Source organism: Microbulbifer mangrovi, from assembly GCF_002009015.1.
Classification (GTDB): Bacteria; Pseudomonadota; Gammaproteobacteria; order Pseudomonadales; family Cellvibrionaceae; genus Microbulbifer; species Microbulbifer mangrovi.
On the sequence record NZ_LZDE01000322.1, the window covers coordinates 23,897 to 41,546 of the forward strand.

At 59.7% G+C, this 17,650-nt stretch carries 17 protein-coding genes; 12 read left to right on the forward strand and 5 right to left on the reverse strand.

The window, feature by feature from the left end; translation table 11 throughout:
* The first annotated feature begins 20 nt into the window (after positions 1–20).
* A complete protein-coding gene (locus tag B4U49_RS12080; protein WP_143735641.1) occupies positions 21–998 on the forward strand; it encodes a heme-dependent oxidative N-demethylase family protein in 978 nt (325 codons plus the stop codon).
* 40 nt (positions 999–1,038) lie between these two features.
* Here B4U49_RS12080 and B4U49_RS12085 read toward each other — a convergent pair whose 3' ends face one another.
* Positions 1,039–1,977 carry a helix-turn-helix domain-containing protein gene (locus tag B4U49_RS12085; protein ID WP_239692605.1) on the reverse strand — a complete coding sequence of 313 codons (939 nt, stop codon included), beginning with the start codon at positions 1,975–1,977 and terminating at the stop codon, positions 1,039–1,041.
* A gap of 261 nt (positions 1,978–2,238) precedes the next feature.
* Here B4U49_RS12085 and B4U49_RS12090 point away from each other — a divergent pair, with 261 nt between their 5' ends.
* From B4U49_RS12090 to B4U49_RS12115, 6 genes are all read left to right on the forward strand, one after another.
* Positions 2,239–3,585 (forward strand): flavin-containing monooxygenase, encoded by a 1,347-nt coding sequence (locus B4U49_RS12090; RefSeq protein ID WP_078084856.1) that lies wholly within the window; start codon positions 2,239–2,241, stop codon positions 3,583–3,585.
* 12 nt (positions 3,586–3,597) lie between these two features.
* Positions 3,598–4,554: a bile acid:sodium symporter family protein gene (locus tag B4U49_RS12095; protein WP_239692606.1), complete on the forward strand. Its 957-nt coding sequence runs from the start codon at positions 3,598–3,600 to the stop codon at positions 4,552–4,554.
* A gap of 39 nt (positions 4,555–4,593) precedes the next feature.
* The gene (locus tag B4U49_RS12100; RefSeq protein WP_078084871.1) at positions 4,594–5,589 is read left to right on the forward strand and encodes an SDR family oxidoreductase; all 996 of its coding nucleotides are present in this window, start codon (positions 4,594–4,596) and stop codon (positions 5,587–5,589) included.
* Complete coding sequence (locus B4U49_RS12105) at positions 5,586–6,446, forward strand: SDR family NAD(P)-dependent oxidoreductase (RefSeq protein WP_078084857.1); 861 nt, start codon at positions 5,586–5,588, stop codon at positions 6,444–6,446. The genes B4U49_RS12100 and B4U49_RS12105 overlap by 4 nt, the downstream gene beginning before the upstream one ends.
* 279 nt (positions 6,447–6,725) lie before the next feature.
* Positions 6,726–7,514, forward strand: a complete 789-nt coding sequence (locus B4U49_RS12110; RefSeq protein ID WP_078084858.1) for a TatD family hydrolase — start codon at positions 6,726–6,728, stop codon at positions 7,512–7,514.
* Positions 7,511–9,187, forward strand: a complete 1,677-nt coding sequence (locus B4U49_RS12115; protein WP_078084859.1) for an aminotransferase class V-fold PLP-dependent enzyme — start codon at positions 7,511–7,513, stop codon at positions 9,185–9,187. Before B4U49_RS12110 ends, B4U49_RS12115 begins: the two co-directional genes overlap by 4 nt.
* Positions 9,188–9,195: 8 nt before the next feature.
* Here the strand turns inward: B4U49_RS12115 and tcdA are convergent, their stop codons facing one another.
* The 3 genes from tcdA to B4U49_RS12130 all read right to left on the reverse strand — a co-directional run bounded on the left by tcdA (position 9,196) and on the right by B4U49_RS12130 (position 11,212).
* Positions 9,196–9,993, reverse strand: coding sequence for a tRNA cyclic N6-threonylcarbamoyladenosine(37) synthase TcdA (gene tcdA, locus B4U49_RS12120; protein ID WP_078084860.1), 798 nt, complete (start codon positions 9,991–9,993; stop codon positions 9,196–9,198).
* A 113-nt stretch (positions 9,994–10,106) separates the two neighbouring features.
* The gene (locus B4U49_RS12125) at positions 10,107–10,571 is read right to left on the reverse strand and encodes an FKBP-type peptidyl-prolyl cis-trans isomerase (protein ID WP_078084861.1); all 465 of its coding nucleotides are present in this window, start codon (positions 10,569–10,571) and stop codon (positions 10,107–10,109) included.
* 206 nt (positions 10,572–10,777) lie between these two features.
* The gene (locus B4U49_RS12130; protein WP_239692607.1) at positions 10,778–11,212 is read right to left on the reverse strand and encodes a globin family protein; all 435 of its coding nucleotides are present in this window, start codon (positions 11,210–11,212) and stop codon (positions 10,778–10,780) included.
* A gap of 429 nt (positions 11,213–11,641) precedes the next feature.
* Between B4U49_RS12130 and B4U49_RS12135 the strand changes: the two genes are divergently transcribed.
* From B4U49_RS12135 to B4U49_RS12150, 4 genes are all read left to right on the forward strand, one after another.
* The gene (locus tag B4U49_RS12135; RefSeq protein ID WP_078084862.1) at positions 11,642–12,061 is read left to right on the forward strand and encodes an HIT family protein; all 420 of its coding nucleotides are present in this window, start codon (positions 11,642–11,644) and stop codon (positions 12,059–12,061) included.
* Positions 12,062–12,152: 91 nt separating this feature from the next.
* Positions 12,153–12,941: a GIN domain-containing protein gene (locus B4U49_RS12140; RefSeq protein WP_078084863.1), complete on the forward strand. Its 789-nt coding sequence runs from the start codon at positions 12,153–12,155 to the stop codon at positions 12,939–12,941.
* A 228-nt stretch (positions 12,942–13,169) separates the two neighbouring features.
* Positions 13,170–14,621, forward strand: a complete 1,452-nt coding sequence (locus B4U49_RS12145; protein ID WP_078084864.1) for a YcjX family protein — start codon at positions 13,170–13,172, stop codon at positions 14,619–14,621.
* Positions 14,621–15,811: a TIGR01620 family protein gene (locus B4U49_RS12150; RefSeq protein ID WP_078084865.1), complete on the forward strand. Its 1,191-nt coding sequence runs from the start codon at positions 14,621–14,623 to the stop codon at positions 15,809–15,811. Before B4U49_RS12145 ends, B4U49_RS12150 begins: the two co-directional genes overlap by 1 nt.
* Positions 15,812–15,868: 57 nt before the next feature.
* Here B4U49_RS12150 and B4U49_RS12155 read toward each other — a convergent pair whose 3' ends face one another.
* Positions 15,869–16,417 (reverse strand): hypothetical protein, encoded by a 549-nt coding sequence (locus B4U49_RS12155; protein WP_078084866.1) that lies wholly within the window; start codon positions 16,415–16,417, stop codon positions 15,869–15,871.
* Positions 16,418–16,681: 264 nt separating this feature from the next.
* On the opposite strand from B4U49_RS12155, the gene B4U49_RS12160 reads away from it, so the two are divergent.
* Positions 16,682–17,650 (forward strand): FAD-dependent oxidoreductase (locus B4U49_RS12160; protein WP_078084867.1); only part of this gene is annotated, 969 nt, incomplete at its 3' end.

Genomic DNA, 17,650 nt, shown 5'->3' on the forward strand with positions numbered 1-17,650 from the left:
TTTGCACCGGAGCCATTCCGGTGCCTAGTCTTTCCGGAGTCTCTTCGGGGGATTCCCAGCAAGCGGCGCGGGATGCGCGTCGCTTTGCCCAAGACCTGCGCTCTCCTGGCGCGGTGCTCCCTTTTGTCCGTGAACCTGCCATCGTGCATATGGGACTGAACCGGCTTGCGCCGCAAGACTGGATCCAGCCCTGCGCTCATCTCCCGCACTACCTGCACAACAAGCTTGCCGCCCGTCGTCGGCTGGGGGAGCGGGTATTTGCGCAGTTGCCGGAGTCTCTCCCTGCCCAGCGGGAGCTGGCTACCCTGCTGGGGAAACATCTGTCGCGGGATCACAGCGCTTACCATTGTGCCGCCGGCGGTCAGCTGTGCTGGCGTGATCATTCTGGGGCCGTGGATGCGCTCTGTTGGCCCGGCGCCGACACCGTATACGCTAGTGGCGAGCCGTTGTGGGGCGCCAGTCTCTGGGTGGCTGATGATCTGTGTATTTTGCTGCCGGGTGCGCGTGGCTATGAGCTCGTGGCAGCATCCCTGGCTGCGCCCAGTTACTGGCGCCTGGAAGAAAAAATCGGTCGTCCCCTGGAGGTGATTCACAAGCCCGTACCCGGTTTTCAGCGCGATCTGGGGACGCAGGTGGCCCGCTTTTTTGATCATCTGCGGCCAGAGTATTCGGTATGGCGGAGTAACTGGTCGGTGGTGGACTCTCCTGCGCTGTTACAGCGCGGATCCGATGAGGCCAGCTCTGCGGATCTTTCATCGGAGGAGGGTGCGCTCTACCTGCGTATTGAGCGGCAGTCGCTGCGGCGCCTGCCGGAGACCGGCGCGGTGGTGTTTAGTATTCGCGTGATGACCAATCCGCTGTCTGATCTACTGGCAGTGCCTGGGGGGTTGTCGGCGCTTCACGATGCGGTGGAGGCAATGTCGCCGGAAGAGTCCCGCTACAAATCTCTCGCACCACTGCGTGCGCCGCTACAGGCGTTTTTCCGCGCGCACCTGTGAGGTCTGGGCGGGCACACAGGGGTGCCCTTGATCGTTTGGTTTACTGGGTGCTGTCCGGGGCAGCCGGGCTGTCCAGATGATCCAGGCTGTCCAGTTTGAAGGCCTTGGGGGACAGGCCGGTCCAGCGCCTGAAGGCTTTGCCGAATGCGCTCTCATCGCAATACCCGAGGGCGGCGGCAATATCCACGTTGGTCTTTTCTCCCTCGCGCAGCCACTGGCAGGCATAGTGGCTACGCACTTCGTCCTGGATCGCTCGGAAGCTGGCGTTTTCTTCCAGCAATTTACGTCCCAGATGGCGGGGGCTGATACACAGCCGTGCGGCAACCTGTTCCCGGCTGAGCTGGGGCTCCTGCTGCAACAGGTGAGCGACACGTAACTGCAGGCTTTTGCTGGTCAGCGCCTTGAGCAGGGCATCTGCCTCCGGCTTGAGGCGCGCCATCACGTGGCGGTCGGCGGCCACCAGGGGGATTTCCAGGTCCTGGGGACGCAAGCGAATGCCAGAGGCCTCCGCATTGAACTGCACCGGTGCCTGCAGCAACTGCTGGTATTGCTGCTGGATTGCCAGGGACGGGGTGGGGTAGGCAAACTGGATGCTTTGCGGCTGGAATTCACGGCCTGTCATCGCCCGCGCCTGGGCCAGGCAGATGGACAGCACAGTTTCCACCCGCAGGCGGGCGCAGCGCAGGTAGTTGGGGCGGTAGCAGAGCTCCACGTAGAAACTGCTGCGGCGCATTTCGAACAGGCCGCCCTCGCCCAGGAGTGGGTGATAGATCAGCAGCTGGTCCAGGGCTGCGCCCAGGTTTTTCTGGGTCATCAGCAGGTAGCCAACCAGCCCCATCTGGCTGCCCAGCATGGCCTGGCCGAGGCGAATGCCCAGCAGGGGGTCGGGATGGGCGGCCTGTACTGCCAGCCAGATCTCTTCCTGAACCTGCATGGGCACTCTGTCTCCATCGTTAATGGAGGTCAGGATAGCTTCCACACGGGAAGGCAGCTTCAGCTGGAGTTGTGCCAGGGCGCTTATAATCGCGCGTGTGTAGCTTAAAGTTACGCTTCTGTTGTCAGTTCTGTGCAAAACGTCTGTCCGAAATTAACCAGATACTGCCCGATTATGACGACGGTGCATCGGGATGTCACGTTATATTGACGGCCAAGGCGATATGACAAGTCAGTTTGCCCGCCTGACGCAAACCCATTCGCGGTTTGGGGGATGGCAGCTGAGCGGAAAACCCGGAGAAAAATAATGAAACCCTTTGCCGTCATCGGTGCGGGCCCCATGGGGCTGTGTAGTGTACGTAACCTGGCCAAGCACGGGATTCCCTGCGTGGGCTTCGAGATTCACAGCGACGTCGGTGGGCTGTGGGATATCGATAGCGAGACCAGCACCATGTACGAGTCCGCGCACCTGATTTCCTCCAAGAAAATGACCGAATTCGCGGAATTTCCCATGGGCGAAGACGTTGCGCTTTTCCCCCATCACCGCGATATGCGTGATTATTTCCGTGACTATGCGCGGTCCTTCGATCTCTACCGCCACTATGAGTTTGAGACAGAGGTGGTGAGCTGTGAGCGGGTAGGCAGTGACTGGCTTATCACGACCCGCTGTCGCGGTGAGGAGCAGACACGCGAATTCGGCGGCCTGCTGATTGCCAACGGCACTCTGCATCATCCCAATATGCCGGAGCTGCCGGGCGAGTTTTCCGGCGAGCTGCTGCACTCTTCAGATTATCGAGATCCCGCCATTTTTGAAGGTAAGCGGGTGCTGCTGGTGGGTTGTGGTAACAGCGGGGCAGATATTGCGGTGGATGCCGCCCATCGGGCGAGCAGCGTGGATATCAGCCTGCGCCGTGGCTATTACTTCCTGCCCAAGTTTATCGGCGGCAAGGCCACCGATGCGGTGGGCGGTAAGATCAAGCTGCCGAGATTTGTGCAGCAGCGTATCAGTGCGGCCATCTCCAAATTCATGCTTGGCACGCCGGAGCAGTACGGCCTGCCCAAGCCGGATTACAAGATGTTCGAATCCCATCCGGTGATCAACTCGCTGATCCTGCACCATATCGGCCACGGCGATATCAAACCGCGCAAGGATATCTCTGAGGTCAATGGCAACAAGGTGACTTTTGCCGATGGCAGCAGCGACGAGTACGACATGGTCATGATGGCCACCGGCTACAAGCTGCACTATCCGTTTATCGATCGCGCGCACCTGAACTGGGAAGGGTTTGCGCCACGGCTGTACCTGAATGTGTTCCACCCGGAATACGACAACCTGTTCGTGATGGGGATGGTGGAGGCCGCCGGCCTCGGCTGGGAAGGTCGCAACCGGCAGGCAGAAATGGTCGCGCTGTATATCAAGCAGCTGGCGGCCGGCGCGGATTCCGCGCGCAAGCTGCAGCAGACCAAGCGCGCCGCTGCGGGCGAGCGCGCGGATGGGGGTATGAACTACCTGAAGCTGGAGCGCATGGCCTACTACGTGCACAAGGATACCTACCTGAAAGCACTGGCTGGTCACACTCGGGACTTGCTCCGGGATGTCCCGGTTGCGGATACTGCACGTTTTTCATCCAATTCGGCCGCGGCGACCCGCTGAGGTCGCTACGCCATGAATGATTTGAATACTGTAGTCACAAGCTCCATTGACAGCTTCCAGATGTCTCCCGCGGCGCTGATCGCGCTGAACGCGGTGCTCGCGTTCATGATGTTTGGGGTTTCCATGGGGCTGCGCACAGCGGACTTCAGCCGTGTGCTCCGTCGCCCGGTGGCGCCGGTAACCGGGCTGCTGGCGCAATTCCTGTTGCTGCCGGCCGTCACCTGCCTGGGTACCTGGGCGTTGGACATCAGTCCTGGGCTGGCGCTGGGAATGATCCTCGTGTCCTGTTGCCCCGGCGGTAGCTTCTCCAACGTCATGACCTGGATCGGGCGCGCGAACGTGGCCACCTCGGTCAGCATGACCGCCATTTCCAGTCTTGCTGCGGTGGTCATGACCCCGTTCAACTTTGCCCTGTACGGCAGTCTCAACCCCAATACGCGCGACGCGCTGCAAGCCATTGCGCTCCCCGCGGAAAATATGGTGCTGATGGTGGTGCTGGTTCTGGCGCTGCCCATGGCACTGGGGATGATTGTCGGCGCAAAGTTTCCCGGCTTCGCCGAGCGCAGCGAGCGTCATTTCCGTACCGCATCGCTGATGGTGTTCCTGCTGTTTGTAGTGATTTCTTTCAGCAAACACTGGCAGACCGCAGTGCAGGTCGCCGGAGCGGTGCTGGTACTGGTCATTGCGCACAACGCCATCGCTTTTCTGGTGGGAGACCTCGCGAGCCGCGCTGCACGACTGCCGCAGGGAGACCGCCGTGCGGTCACTATGGAAGTGGGCATACAGAACTCCGGGCTGGCGCTGGCGATCCTGTTTACTTTTTATCCCGAGGCGGGAGAGATGTTGGTCATCGCCGGTTTTTGGGGTGTCTGGCACCTGGTGTCGGGCTTGAGCCTCGCGGGCTACTGGAACTACAGCCAGCGCCGCTTGCTCGCCGCGACCCCGGAAGCTGCGGGTGAATACCCGTAGCGTTTGTGTGCCAACGACAACAATAAGAGCTGTATTGAAATGAGTGAAAAAAGGGTATTGATTACCGGTGCCGCCGGTTATGTGGGCGGCCAGCTTGGGGATCTCCTGGGAAAAAACATGTCGGTGGTAGGGGTGGATATCCAGCACCGTGAAACATCTTTCCCGCTGTTTGTAATGGATATCTGCGATGCTGCACTCGCCGAATTGATGCGGGCTGAGCGCATTACCCATGTAGTGCACCTGGCATCTGTAGTGTCGCCGGGCCGTGATCGCGCGCGGGAATACTGCATCGATGTTGAGGGCACGCGCAATGTGCTGGAGGCCTGTATTACCGCCGGTGTCGAGCACCTTACCCTCACCAGCAGTGGGGCCGCATACGGGTACCATGCCGATAATCCCGCGTGGCTGGAAGAAACCCACGCGTTGCGTGGCAATCCGGAATTTGCCTACTCCGACCACAAGCGCCTGGTAGAGGAGATGCTGGCGGAATATCGACAGCGGCACCCTCAGCTCAAGCAGCTGATCTTTCGCCCCTGTTCCATTATCGGCGCCACCACCAACAGCAAGATCAGTGGGCTGTTTTCCGGCAGCGCGATCCTCGATCCGGGTGGTCACAATTCCCCGTTTGTCTTCATCTGGGATGAGGATGTGATCGGCGCGATTGAATATGGCGTGGTGCACAGTGCCAGCGGCATTTTCAATCTTGCTGGTGATGGCGCCCTGACCCCGGCGGAGATTGCGCGGTTACTCGGCAAGCCACTGCGGCGCCCGCCGGTGTGGTTGTTGAAAGCGCTTTTGTGGGTCAGTTTCCACTTGCGCCTGGGGAATGTACAGCCCGCGCAAGTCATGTTCTTGCAGTATCGGCCGGTGTTGCTGAACACGCGCTTGAAAAGTGAGTTGGGCTACCAGCCCAGAAAAACCTCCGCGGAAGCCTTTGCCTATTTCGCCTCCGAGGCCCTGGGAATCGACGTTGACCCCGGCGAGGCAAATATCACTCGTGCTGATCTCGCTGAACAGCGAGGAGTTCCGGCATGAGTGTGGCGGGTATCAAGCGCATCAACCGTCAAAACGTGGTTGTCGTCACTGGCGCCGCCGGTGGTCTCGGCTGGGCGCTGGTTCAGTCGCTGGTGAGGGCGCACGCCGGCGAGACGCCGCTGCGATTTGCCCTGGTGGATGTCAATGGCGAAGCACTGGCGGCCCGTGGTCGTGAACTCGAGCAGCAGGATATTGACGCAGACGTATTTGTTGCCGACCTTTCCAGTGAAAGTGCCGTGGCGGAATTGTGCGAGCGCCTTCGCGCGCTCTATCCGCATGTGGATTTGCTGGTCAACAATGCCGGTATCACCCATCGCAGTCTTTCTACCCAGACGACCAATACGGTGATTCGCCGGGTGATGGCGGTGGATTACCACGCGCCGGTGGAACTGGCACAAGGGCTGTTGGCGTCGCTGCGTGCAGCTTGCGGCTGTGTGGTGAATATTAGCTCCATGGCTGGCTGGATGCCGGTGCTGGGACGTGCGGGCTACTGTGCGGCAAAGAGCGCGCTACATCAGTACTTTGAAACCTTCCGCGAAGAGGTTCGCGAGGAGGGCGTCAGTGTACTGATGGTTTATCCAAGCTTTGTAGCCACGGATATTGACACCAATGCCCTGTCCGGCGACGGCGGGCGAGCCCGCCATGCGCAGAGCACTATCGGCCAGGTTCGCAGTGCGGACTGGATGGCGGACCGGATTGTAGCGGCGCAGATGGCCGGCAAGGAGCGTTTGTTCCCACGCGACAAATCCCTGCTGGGTGCCTATCTGTACAAGCTGGCGCCGGGCCTGTTCCTGCGCCAGATGGTCAAGAACTTCCGGGTGGAACTGGAAGAGGGGCGCAAACTGGTGCGCGATTAAACCAGTCCGCGAAACTCGGGGGCAGCATGAGGATGATGTTGGCCTCCCGTTCCTTCTCGGTAATCTGCTGCCGCCTTTCACCCTCCCTTGCATTTCCGCTTGTCCTTGTCGGTGTGTTTCCTCTTTCCCTCCTGGCACGTGTGCTTTGGTGCTGGCAGAAACTGCCAGTCGATCCCGCCGTCGCAATTCTACGGCGCGCGACCTACAATTCACGTCTTGGACTACCGGGTATTGTCCGTTCGCCACTGCCCGCGCCGTAAAACATTTCCGAGCCTTCTAATGCCCCTGATCGACAGTCACTGTCATTTTGATTTTGATGCGTTTGCCGCAGACCGGGAGCGGGTCTGGGCCAGTTGTCAGCAGCACGGTATCCAGGCACTGGTGATTCCGGGGGTGAGTATTCCCCAGTGGCGACAGCTGTTTGCGATGGTGAATGCGCAAGCGGGCTGGTACGGCGCGGCGGGTGTACATCCCTGGTGGGTGTCCCAGCTTACCCTTTCCCCGGAGCAGTTATCCCGCGCGGTGGTTGAGCGGGTAGAGCGCGAACGCCGGCAGGGTGCAGGGTGCTGTGTGGCGGTGGGAGAGTGCGGGCTGGATGGCAATATTGATACTCCGCTGGAGCAGCAGCTCGCTGTGTTTGAAGCGCAGCTGGAGGCTGCCAATACGCTGTCGCTGCCGGTAATCGTGCACAGTGTGCGCGCTCACAATGAAGTCATCCGCGCGTTAAAAAAGGCTGCAGTGAAACGGGGTGGTGTAATTCACGCATTCACCGGCAGCCGGGAAATTGCCGAGGAATATATCAAGCTCGGTTTTTATCTGGGGGTGGGGGGGACCATCACCTATGAACGCGCCGTCAAGACCCGCAGGACCCTGACCGACGTTCCGCTCGAGTACCTGCTGTTGGAATCTGACGCCCCGGATATGCCTCATGCCGGGCGTCAGGGTGAGCGCAATAGCCCGGAATACTTGCCGGCTGTGGCTGAAACACTGGCGGCGCTGCGCGAAGTGCCGGTAGAAACCATCGTCGCCCGAACTGGAAAAAATACGCAGGCGCTATTCGATTTATGACTTTCTCTGCCGAAGAATTTAAACAGCGGTTTCCGCTGTTCCAGCAAAATGAAAACCGCGACCTCGTGTATCTGGATAATGCGGCAACCACACAGAAGCCGGCCTGTGTCATTGAGGGCATCAGTGAATTTTACCTGCATGCGAATGCAAACACTCACCGCTCCAGCCATCGACTGGCACGGCGCGCGACGGAAATGGTGGAGGAGGTGCGGCGCGATGCGGCGGGGTTCCTCGGTGCGCAATCCCCCCGGGAAGTCATCTTCACCCGCGGCGCCACCGAGGGGCTGAATTTACTGGCCAACAGTCTGTGCGCGACATTGGCTGCGGGAGATGAGATCCTGCTTTCCACCGCAGAGCATCATGCGAATCTGGTTCCCTGGCAGATGATGGCCGAGCGTTACAATCTGCAATTGCGCTTTGTGCCGGACGAGCGTGGTGTACCCAACTTTGCGCGTATCGGGGAGGTGCTCACATCGCGCACTCGCATCGTCTCGGTAACTGCCGGTTCCAATGCACTCGGGTTTCGCACCGATCTACAAGCGTTGCGTAAGGCGCTATCCGGGCGTGATCTGATGTGGGTACTGGATGGTGCGCAGCTGGCGGCGCACGAAATTGTCGATGTGGCAGAGATCGGTTGCGATTTCTTTGTCTGTTCTGCACACAAGTTTTACGGTCCCACCGGTATCGGGCTGGTGTTCGGACGCGAGGCGGTGCTGGCAGGGCTGCCGCCGTGGCAGGGCGGTGGGGAGATGATCACCAGCGTCGATCTGCTGGCCAGCGAGTTTGCCGATTTGCCGCATCGTTTTGAGGCGGGAACCTCTTCCCTGGCTGCCATTGCCGGACTCGGTGCCTGTCTCAAGTTCCTGGGGTGCTGCGACCGCGCAGCCATGGCCCGGCACGAGCAGGGCCTGCAGCAGTACCTGCACGACCGCCTGGCGCAGATTCCCGAGTTGGTGCTGCTGAGTCACAGTCATAGCAATCTCGGAATCGTCACTTTCAGCCATCCGCGGTACGCGGCAATTGACCTTGCCCAGTGGCTCGACGGGAGGGATATTGCGGTGCGGGTGGGGCATCACTGCGCCCAGCCGCTGCTGCGTGCAGCGGGTCACACCGCTACGGTGCGCGCGTCCTTTGCCGCGTACAACACCCGCCAGGACGCGGAGCGGTTTGTAGCCGGGGTTGAGGAATTCTTCGCGCAGCTGGACGCCGAAGATACCAGCGAGCCGCTGCCGGCAATCCCTGTTACTACTGTTCGCGATTGGGTTACGGATGACCTCTCGACGCTGGAGGTCGACGCACTGCGCAGTCGCAAAACCTGGCAGGACCGTTATAGGATCCTGATGGGATGGGCAAAAACTATTTCTCGCAAGGATTCGATTCGCCGCGAACAAAACCTGGTGCGCGGATGTGAATCCAGCGCCTGGCTGGTGCATCGCTGCGAGGGTGGCAAGCACCTGTTTGCGCTGGATAGTGACAGCCGGATCGTAAAAGGTCTCGGTGCACTGCTGCTGACCCAATTGAGTGGACAGCCTACTGGGCGGGTAAGCCGGGCTGAACTGGAAGCGTTGTTCGAGGAGCTGGGGCTGGCACAGCAATTGAGCGAGTCGCGCAGCAATGGATTTCGCGCGCTGATGGAGCGCGCGTTTACACTGATGTCCGAGCCTGCGGGTTAAACCGGGAATCAGCCTCGTTTCACAATCCGCTCGATGGCCTTACTGGCCGCGACAAGACCGAAGGTGGCGGTGACCATGGTGGCGGCGCCGAAACCGCCGCTGCAATCCAGTTTTACCCCGTTTTGCATGCCGCTTTTCTGCTGGCACACCTGTCCGTCCGGCTGTGGGTACACCATGGGTTCCGCGGAGTAGATGGCGTCTATCCCGAACTGGCGCTTGCTGGACTTCTGGAAGTTGTGGAAGCGGTACAGGTGTTGGCGCACCTTGGCCAACATCGGGTCGCTGACTGTGCGCCCCAGGTCTGCGCAGGTAATTTTTGTGGGGTCCTTCTTGCCGCCTGCAGAGCCTACGGTCACCAGGCGGATCTTGCGTGCCTTGCAGTAGGCGATCAGCGCTGCCTTGATACGGGCGTTATCGAAAGCATCAATCACGATATCAATCGGCGCTTTTTCCGGGGCCAGTAGCTCGGCGAAATTGTCGCTGGCGATAAAGTCTTCGTGGGTTTCGATCGCGATGTCCGGATTGATTGCGCGCAGTCGTTCCGCCATTACGGACACCTTGATATCCCCCACCGTGTCGACTAGCGCGTGGATCTGGCGGTTGGTGTTGGTGATGCAGATATCGTCGAGATCAATCAGGGTAATCTTGCCGATACCGCTGCGCGCCAGCGCTTCCGCGGTCCAGCTGCCCACACCGCCAATACCGATCACTACCACGTGTGCGTCGTGCAGGCGCGCCAGCGCCGGTTCACCGTAGAGTCGGGCGATACCGCCAAATCGTTGCAGATAGGAGTCGCTCAGGGGCATGGGGAAATTCCGGGATTACTTCGCGCGGGGATTCTGAAATCAGTCTAGGCCTGGATCGGGGGTGCTGGCTTGGGGAGAGTGCAGGGCCGGGCGGCCCTGCACGCAGCGATCACTTAGTGTACGTGACCGTGATCGATTTCTTCCGGCGTGGCTTCACGCACGGCAACGACTTCGATTTCGAAGTGCAGTTCTACACCTGCCAGCGGGTGGTTGCCGTTGATGGTGACCTGGTCGCCGTCGATGTCGATGATTTCCACTTCGATGGGATGGCCTTCAGTGCTCTGGGCGCGGAACGCCATGCCCACTTCCAGCTTTTCCACACCGCCGAAAGCGCTGGTCGGCAGAGTCTGGATCAGCTCTGGGTTCTGCGGGCCGTAGCCTTCTTCCGGGGAGATGACGACGGTGAATTTGTCGCCAGCGCTCTTGTCCAGCATTTCCTTTTCCAGGCCGGGGATAATATTGCCCACACCCTGCAGGTACTTCAGCGGCTGTCCACCTTCGGAGGAGTCGATCACGGTGCCTTCGGCATCTTTCAGGGTGTAGTTGATCTCCACCACACTGTGGTTAGCAATTTTCATTGGCAATCTCTTGTATCTTGAGAGTGAGTTGTAGCGCTTACCGCTTACGGAAGGAAAAGCAAACGGGGATAAAGGCTGTGTGAGGGGGCATTGTATGGGGCGGCTCCGGCCCTCGCAACCGAGGGGCCGGGAGGAGAACTGCAGAGCGGGCCGGACGGCGCTCCGCGAACAGGCCTCAATCGAGGCCTAGCACCGTTTTTCCGGTGCTAGCAGGCGATACACAGCGGTGCCTGGCAGCGCTCGTAGAGGTCCCCAGCCGCGCGCACCAGGCGATTGCTGGCAGCGGATGAGACACCTATTTCGAGCAGGCGCGCCTCGAAATACTCCAGCAGAGCCTCGAACAGCGCCGGATTCAGCCCCCGGGCGAGGAAATTGGCGCGGGCGCTGTGGATCGGCTCGGACTGGCCGGACAGAGCGTGGCTCAGGAACTGCGCCTGACGACTGTGCTGCTTGTCGTGATCGGCGGTATCTTCCGGGGTCAGGTATTTGCCGATGGCGTGATAGAACTCGCCGACGGTTTCGTGCACGAAGGGGCGGCCGCCCAGTTGGGCGAGCGGACCCTGCTCGTCGAAACCGGGACTGCAGCCCTGGGCTTCCGGTGTGACGGGTTTGTGTACGAGAACAGGTACAACTTTCGGCATAGGTAGATTCCCCCTGTGAGACGGTAATCATTCTTGTGATCGTGTCGCGATGGCGCCCGGTTTGCCTCGATTCTGCGTATGCGCCCGTGCTGATTCCGTGTCTGTACCGGAGGCCCGGGTGTGGGCTGGGGACTGCCTGTCGCGATATGGGCGGCAAGATTACGGGATGGATATACCGCTGCCAACGAAGCCGCACGAAATTGTCACACTCTTCCACGGGTTGTGCCGGTGCGTTTAATTTCGTGCAGGATTTGGGCGTTGAAACCTTCGGCGGCTAGGAAAAAAATCCCTGAATGCGAGATGAATACGCCCGGAAGTGGCGTGGGGCGAAGTGCCGCTGGTAGACTTGCCAGTTGAGTTTCGCGGCAGATAGAAGGCGCGGGACAGTCACCGAAGCATGGACCAGAACAGGAATAAGAGGCACTGACAATGGCGAGCATTTTTACCCAGATCATCAACGGCGACCTGCCCGGCCATTTTGTCTGGCGCGACGATGTCGCGGTAGCCATCATGACTATTGCGCCGATCAAGCCGGGGCACTGCCTGGTAATTCCCGTTGAAGAGATCAATCACTGGGACGACGTACCGGCCGACGTCTCCGCTCACCTTATGGATGTGGCGAGCAAGGTCGCCAAGGCGCAAAAGCAAGTGTATTCGCCTAAGCGGGTCGGGGTGATGGTGGCCGGCATCGAAGTGCCTCACACTCACTACCACCTGGTGCCGATCAATGAAATCGCGGATCTGGACTTCGCCCTGCAGAAGCAGGCGGAGTCCGAGGATCTCGCCGCGGAGGCGGCAAAGCTCCGCCAGGCGTTGGTCGAGCTCGGTTATCGCCAGGACGCCGACTAGCCCAACCGTGTTAAAAAGTTGCGGGTGGGTGCATCCATCCGCGACTGTCGCCGCGTCCTACTGGCAATCAACAAGAACAGGTAAACAGATCATGCTTCGCAGATTGTCTATTTTCGTTTCTCTGGCCCTCGCGCTGTCGCTCGCTGCGGTCGCCGCGCAGGCCCAGCAGGGCAGCCGCTCATACCCGCTGGACGGATTTACTGCCATTGCAGTGAAAGGAAGTTCCAACCTTAAGGTGGTTCAGGGGGATTCTTTTTCGGTTACTGCCCACGGTGAGGAGTCTGACCTGGCCTATGCCAAGGCGGAAGTGAAGCGCGATACCCTTGAGCTCTCCGTGGAGCAGGACAGCAAGAGCCTGTTCGGGGTTGTCACCGTCAGCAGTGAGCCCGAGATCGAGTTCCGTGTGACCCTGCCCGCGATCAATGGCATACGCGTCACCGGTTCCGGCGATGCCACCGCCGATACCCTGGAAAGTGAAAAGCTCGAGCTGCGTGTGACCGGCTCCGGCCTGATCCGGGTGGAGAAGGTAGCTGCTGAAACCCTGAGCACCGGGGTTACCGGCTCCGGGGACCTGATTCTGGGCACGGTGCTGGCCGTACACGGCTCAGCGGGCATCACCGGTTCCGGCGACATCCGTATGGACAACTTTATCGGCGAGGATTTTTCCGCGCAGATCAAGGGCTCCGGGGATATGGCCATCGGCGGCAAGGTGGCCAACCTGAACGTGACGGTGATGGGGTCCGGCGACTTTATGGGGCGCAGCCTGAGTGCTACTAACGCGGGTGGCGCAGTAATGGGGTCCGGCGATATCGTGCTGAAACGCCCCGCGCACGAGTCTTTCTCGGTGATGGGCTCTGGTGACGTGGCGCTGGTGGAGTAACCTGCGCCCGGCTATCTACGTTAAAGCTTTAGACTCAAGGGGTTGAAACGGTCATCCGGGCCTCCATCTTGCTTTCATTACACTGATTGCAATGGCAGTACCGGGGACCGTCGCGTCGCTATCTCAGGTGTTGCCGATACAGGGTATTGCTGGGCATTCTGCGCCGGTGCCCGTGCAAATCTGCTTAACTGCTGGCCGTGACGCAGCCGGTGGATACAGGGAGTATTCATGAGCGCATCTGACGGCGATGGCCGCGAGCCCGGCAAGGGCGCCAAACACCGCTTGCGCGCCCTCCGGCAGCGCTTCAAACATTTGCGCAAAGAAGCGCGAGACAAGTCCCACTGGGCCGCTGAGCGTCTTCTCGACAAGCGTATCTGTATCGGTATCACTGGTCTCAGCGGTGCCGGAAAGTCTACCCTTATCAGCAGCCTTATCTACCAGCTCAGTCACCCTGACAAGGCCCAGCTGCCCGGGTTTGCGCCGGCTTTGAACGGCCGTCTGTTGGGCGCCGAGCTGCATCCCGCCCTCGATACCGGATTGCCGCTGTTTGAATACCAGCGCTGCCTGGATGCCCTCACCGCTAGCCCTCCGCGCTGGCCCGAATCCACCCGCGATCTCTCAGCCCTCGAGCTCCACGTACACCTGCAGGGGCGGCGCCTGGGGCGCGATTACCGTCAGAAGGTGATACTCGAGTTGCGCGATTATCCCGGCGAGTGGCTGATGGACCTGCCGCTGCTGCGTATGGATTTCGCCACCTGGTGTCGTCATCAGCGGGATCTGCTGGACGGTGCACCCCGTGCGGAGCTTGCCCCGGAGCTGTTGTCGCAACTGAATGCTCTGGCGCCGGATACTGTTGTGGAGTCGGCCAAACTGGATAGCCTCTGGCAGAACTACCGTCAGTTTCTCAGGGATTGTCGCAGTGAGCGGAAACTGAGTTATCTGCAGCCGGGCAGAGCACTTCTCGATAGTGAAGAATACGGCTTTTTCCCACTGCCGGGCTTGAGCCATCAGTCGCAGGACGAATTGCAGTCTCTGCCGGATGACAGTGTTTATAAGGTACTGGAGGCGCGTTACCGGAGCTACGTCGAGGAGCGGGTGGCGCCCTTTGTGGACAGCCATTTCCGCCACCTGGACCGCCAGCTGGTGCTGGTGGATCTGATCGGCACCCTGTTTGCCGGAGAGGAATCCCTGGAGGATATGCGCAAGGCGTTCGGGCATATCGCTGACACTTTCCGCTACGGTAGCAACGGCTTGCTACGTAAATTGTGGCGTCCGCGGATCGACAGGCTGGTGTTTGCTGCAACCAAGGTGGATCAGGTGCTGGCGGCAGATCACGACGCTTTGCGACAGTTGCTGGGGCAACAGTTACAGCAGGTTTTCTCCGGTGCCCGCCACCGCGGCTTGCCCCTGTATTGTGAAGCCATTGCCGCGGTGCGCTGCTCCAATGAAAGTGTCCGCGATGGGCGCCGTATGCTGGTGGGGCACGCGATGGATGGCCGCTATCTCGGCTTTGAGAATGCCGAGATCATGACGCACCTGCCGCAGGACGGTGAATGGCGGCATTACACTGGCGGACTGCCGCCGCAGTTGCGCCCGCCTGTGGGTATCGGCCGTGAGGGGTATATGCCCCATATCCGCATTGATGCGCTGCTTAATCTGCTGTTGGGAGACAAGGTGTAATGAGCGCCTCCGACGATCGACTGGACAATGAACCCGGCGCGAAACCCGCGCCCAAGCCCCGCCGCCAGACCAGAATCGAAAACCTGGAGGTGGAGGAGCCTGCAGCGCACGAGCGCGCCAGCACCCGGGTGGAGTCCCTGGCAGATGAGCCCGGAGAGTTACCGCGCTCTATTACCACCGGTGAATCTCTGCCGGACAAGATCTCGTTTTCAGAATTGCGTCTGCCATTTTTTCGCCTTCGGATGTGGAAGCCGGCACTGCTTGCCGGTCTGGCGTTGGCATTCGGGGCGGTTTTCTGGGAGTTGCGCCAGTTTTTCTACTGGGCCGCAGATATGCACTGGACCCTGGGGCTACTGGCTGGAGTTATTATCGGGGCGCTGGTGCTCACCATGGCCAGTGCGGTGTGGGAGTATTTTCGCGCCGGTAAACCACTGAGAAAGTTGCAGAAAACCCAGCAACTCGCGGCGGAGGTGCGCGACAGTCGCGCCACCGATGCGGTGGCACCACTCAATCAGCAGCTGCAGGAGTTATTTGCCGGTAAACCGCAGGGCGCGCTATTGGCGAGGGTGCAGGAGGAAACCCCGGACTACTACGACAACAGTGAACTGCTGCGCCATCTCGAGCTCAATTTTTTCGAGGCGCTGGATCAGGAGGCGCTGCGGCGTATTGTCCGCCACGCAACCACCACCGGTGCGCTGGTGGGGCTGAGTCCGTTCACTACGCTCGATGTGCTCGTCGCTCTGCGCCAGTCCATGCGAATGATCGACGATGTGGCACAGATCTACGGTGTGCGCCCCTCCATGGTGGTGCGCTGGCGCCTGTTCAAGAAAATTCTCGCCCTGGTGGCCTACAGTGGCGCCAGTGAGTATGCCGTCAGTGAACTGTGGCCGGAACTGGTGGGTGACAGCATGCTGAGCACCGTGTCTGCACGCCTGGGGCAGGGCATGGGGGCGAGTTTGTTTATGGCACGTATCGGTCTGGCCGCAGTGCACAGCTGCCGACCTATCCCCTTTTCTGAAAAGCAGAGGCCGCGACTCGGTGCGCTCACCAAGCGTATCGCCAGTAGTCTCAAGGAGCGCTTGCTGGGGCGCGAGCAGAACCGCTGGCCGGATGAGGCTGTGTCACGGTCTGCAGCGGCAAAGGTTTCGGCGCGACGGAGCGATAACCGTGGGCCCGGGCAGGTAGATTGATATTGCGCAGTTTCCGCCTGCGTAAATGCGGCAGGCCCCGAGGGGCCTGCATGCGCATTACTGGAACTGCTTTTTCATCAGTAGGCGGGTGTGGTGCTGATCCACCAGGGTGGCCAGCGTTTCGTAACGGCTCTTGATGAATGGTCTGGGATTGTTGGTGCCGGACTCATCCGGGTACTCGACCCCCTCACGCACCAGTTGCAGCTCCTTTGCCAGCTCTTTCATGGCATCGAAAATAGCTTTGGTGTTTTTGTCGTCGTAAAAAACGCGGCTGTTCGCGGTATCGTTCAGGTACTCGTCGCACTCACCCAGCCACTCTGCACGCTGATTGAGAAAGTTGATGGTGTTGCGAATACCGCCCTTATACTCCGGTTTGAAGTTCTCGTTGACGTACTTTCCTAAACTGCGCATACCCGAGTCTACAAACTGTTCTACCAGGCCGTCACAATAGCTTTCGGTCAGGTAGGAAGGGTGAGTTTTGGCAGACACTGAAGTACTGCACAGCGCAATCAGGCTCGTCATCATCGCCGCTTTTAGCGGCAGGAATTTACACTTCTGCGCGAGGCTGTGGGAAGGCGCGGCTTTTGATCTGTGAAACGTTTTCATTTTGCATGCCCTGCTGTTGTTTTCGCTATCAGGCTTGTTATTGTGATAAACGTCACATGAATAACGAAACGCCAATCTGATGTCAACGGCTTTTAAGTATGATTAGTCAGTAATGTGCTATTTGCTGAACCAGTACCGGTTTTTCAATGCAAAATCGGTGTAGTGGCACCCGGTTGTTGTGTGTTTTTTGTTGGGTTAATGAAGAAAATTTGAGCGTTTCGGTTTCGCGGGAATCCGGGGCGCAACTTGTGTTAGGAGTGGATTTTGTCAGAGTTTGATTTCGATCTTTTCGTAATTGGCGCAGGCTCCGGTGGCGTGCGTGCCGCTCGAATGGCCGCCGCTACGGGTATGCGTGTGGCTGTCGCCGAAGATCGGTACATGGGCGGCACCTGCGTCAATGTAGGGTGTGTGCCCAAAAAGCTCTTTGTGTACGCAAGTAGCTATCGCGAGGCGTTCGAGGACGCGCAGGCCTACGGATGGCAGGGGCAGACCGAGGCCAGCTTTGTGTGGCCGACCCTGCGCGACAACAACGCCAAGGAAATTACGCGGCTCAATGGCATCTACCGCAAGCTGTTGGGTAACGCCGGGGTGCAGATTATTGATGGTCGCGCCAAATTGACCGGTCGCCAGGAGGTGGTGGTTGGCGATAACACCTATACCGCTGAGCGTATTCTTGTGGCTACCGGTGGCTGGCCTTTCGTGCCGGACTTTCCCGGTAGCGAGCACGTGATTACCTCCAATGAGGTGTTTTCCCTGGAAGTCATGCCGCAACGTGTACTCGTGGTCGGTGGTGGCTATATCGCGGTGGAGTTCGCCGGAATCTTCGCCGGGTTGGGAGTCGAGACGCACCTGTCGTACCGTCGCGATCTGTTCCTGCGCGGTTTCGACCGGGATATCCGAAACTTTGTGCGTGACGAGATGGGTAAAAAGCAGGTGAACCTGCATTTTAACCACGATGTGAAATCCATCGAGAAGCAGGTCAACGGGAGTCTCAAGGTAATTGATGCCGAGGGTGGTGAGCTAGAGGTTGACGCAGTGTTGTACGCCACCGGCCGCAAGCCCAATACCCGCGGGCTGGGTCTGGAGAGGCTGGGTGTGGTACTGCACAAGGACGGCACCATCGGTGTGGATGATAACTTCCGCAGCAGCGTGACCTCGATTTATGCTCTCGGCGATGTGACCGGCGGCCCGGAGCTCACACCGGTGGCGCTGGCCGAGGCCATGGCGCTGGTC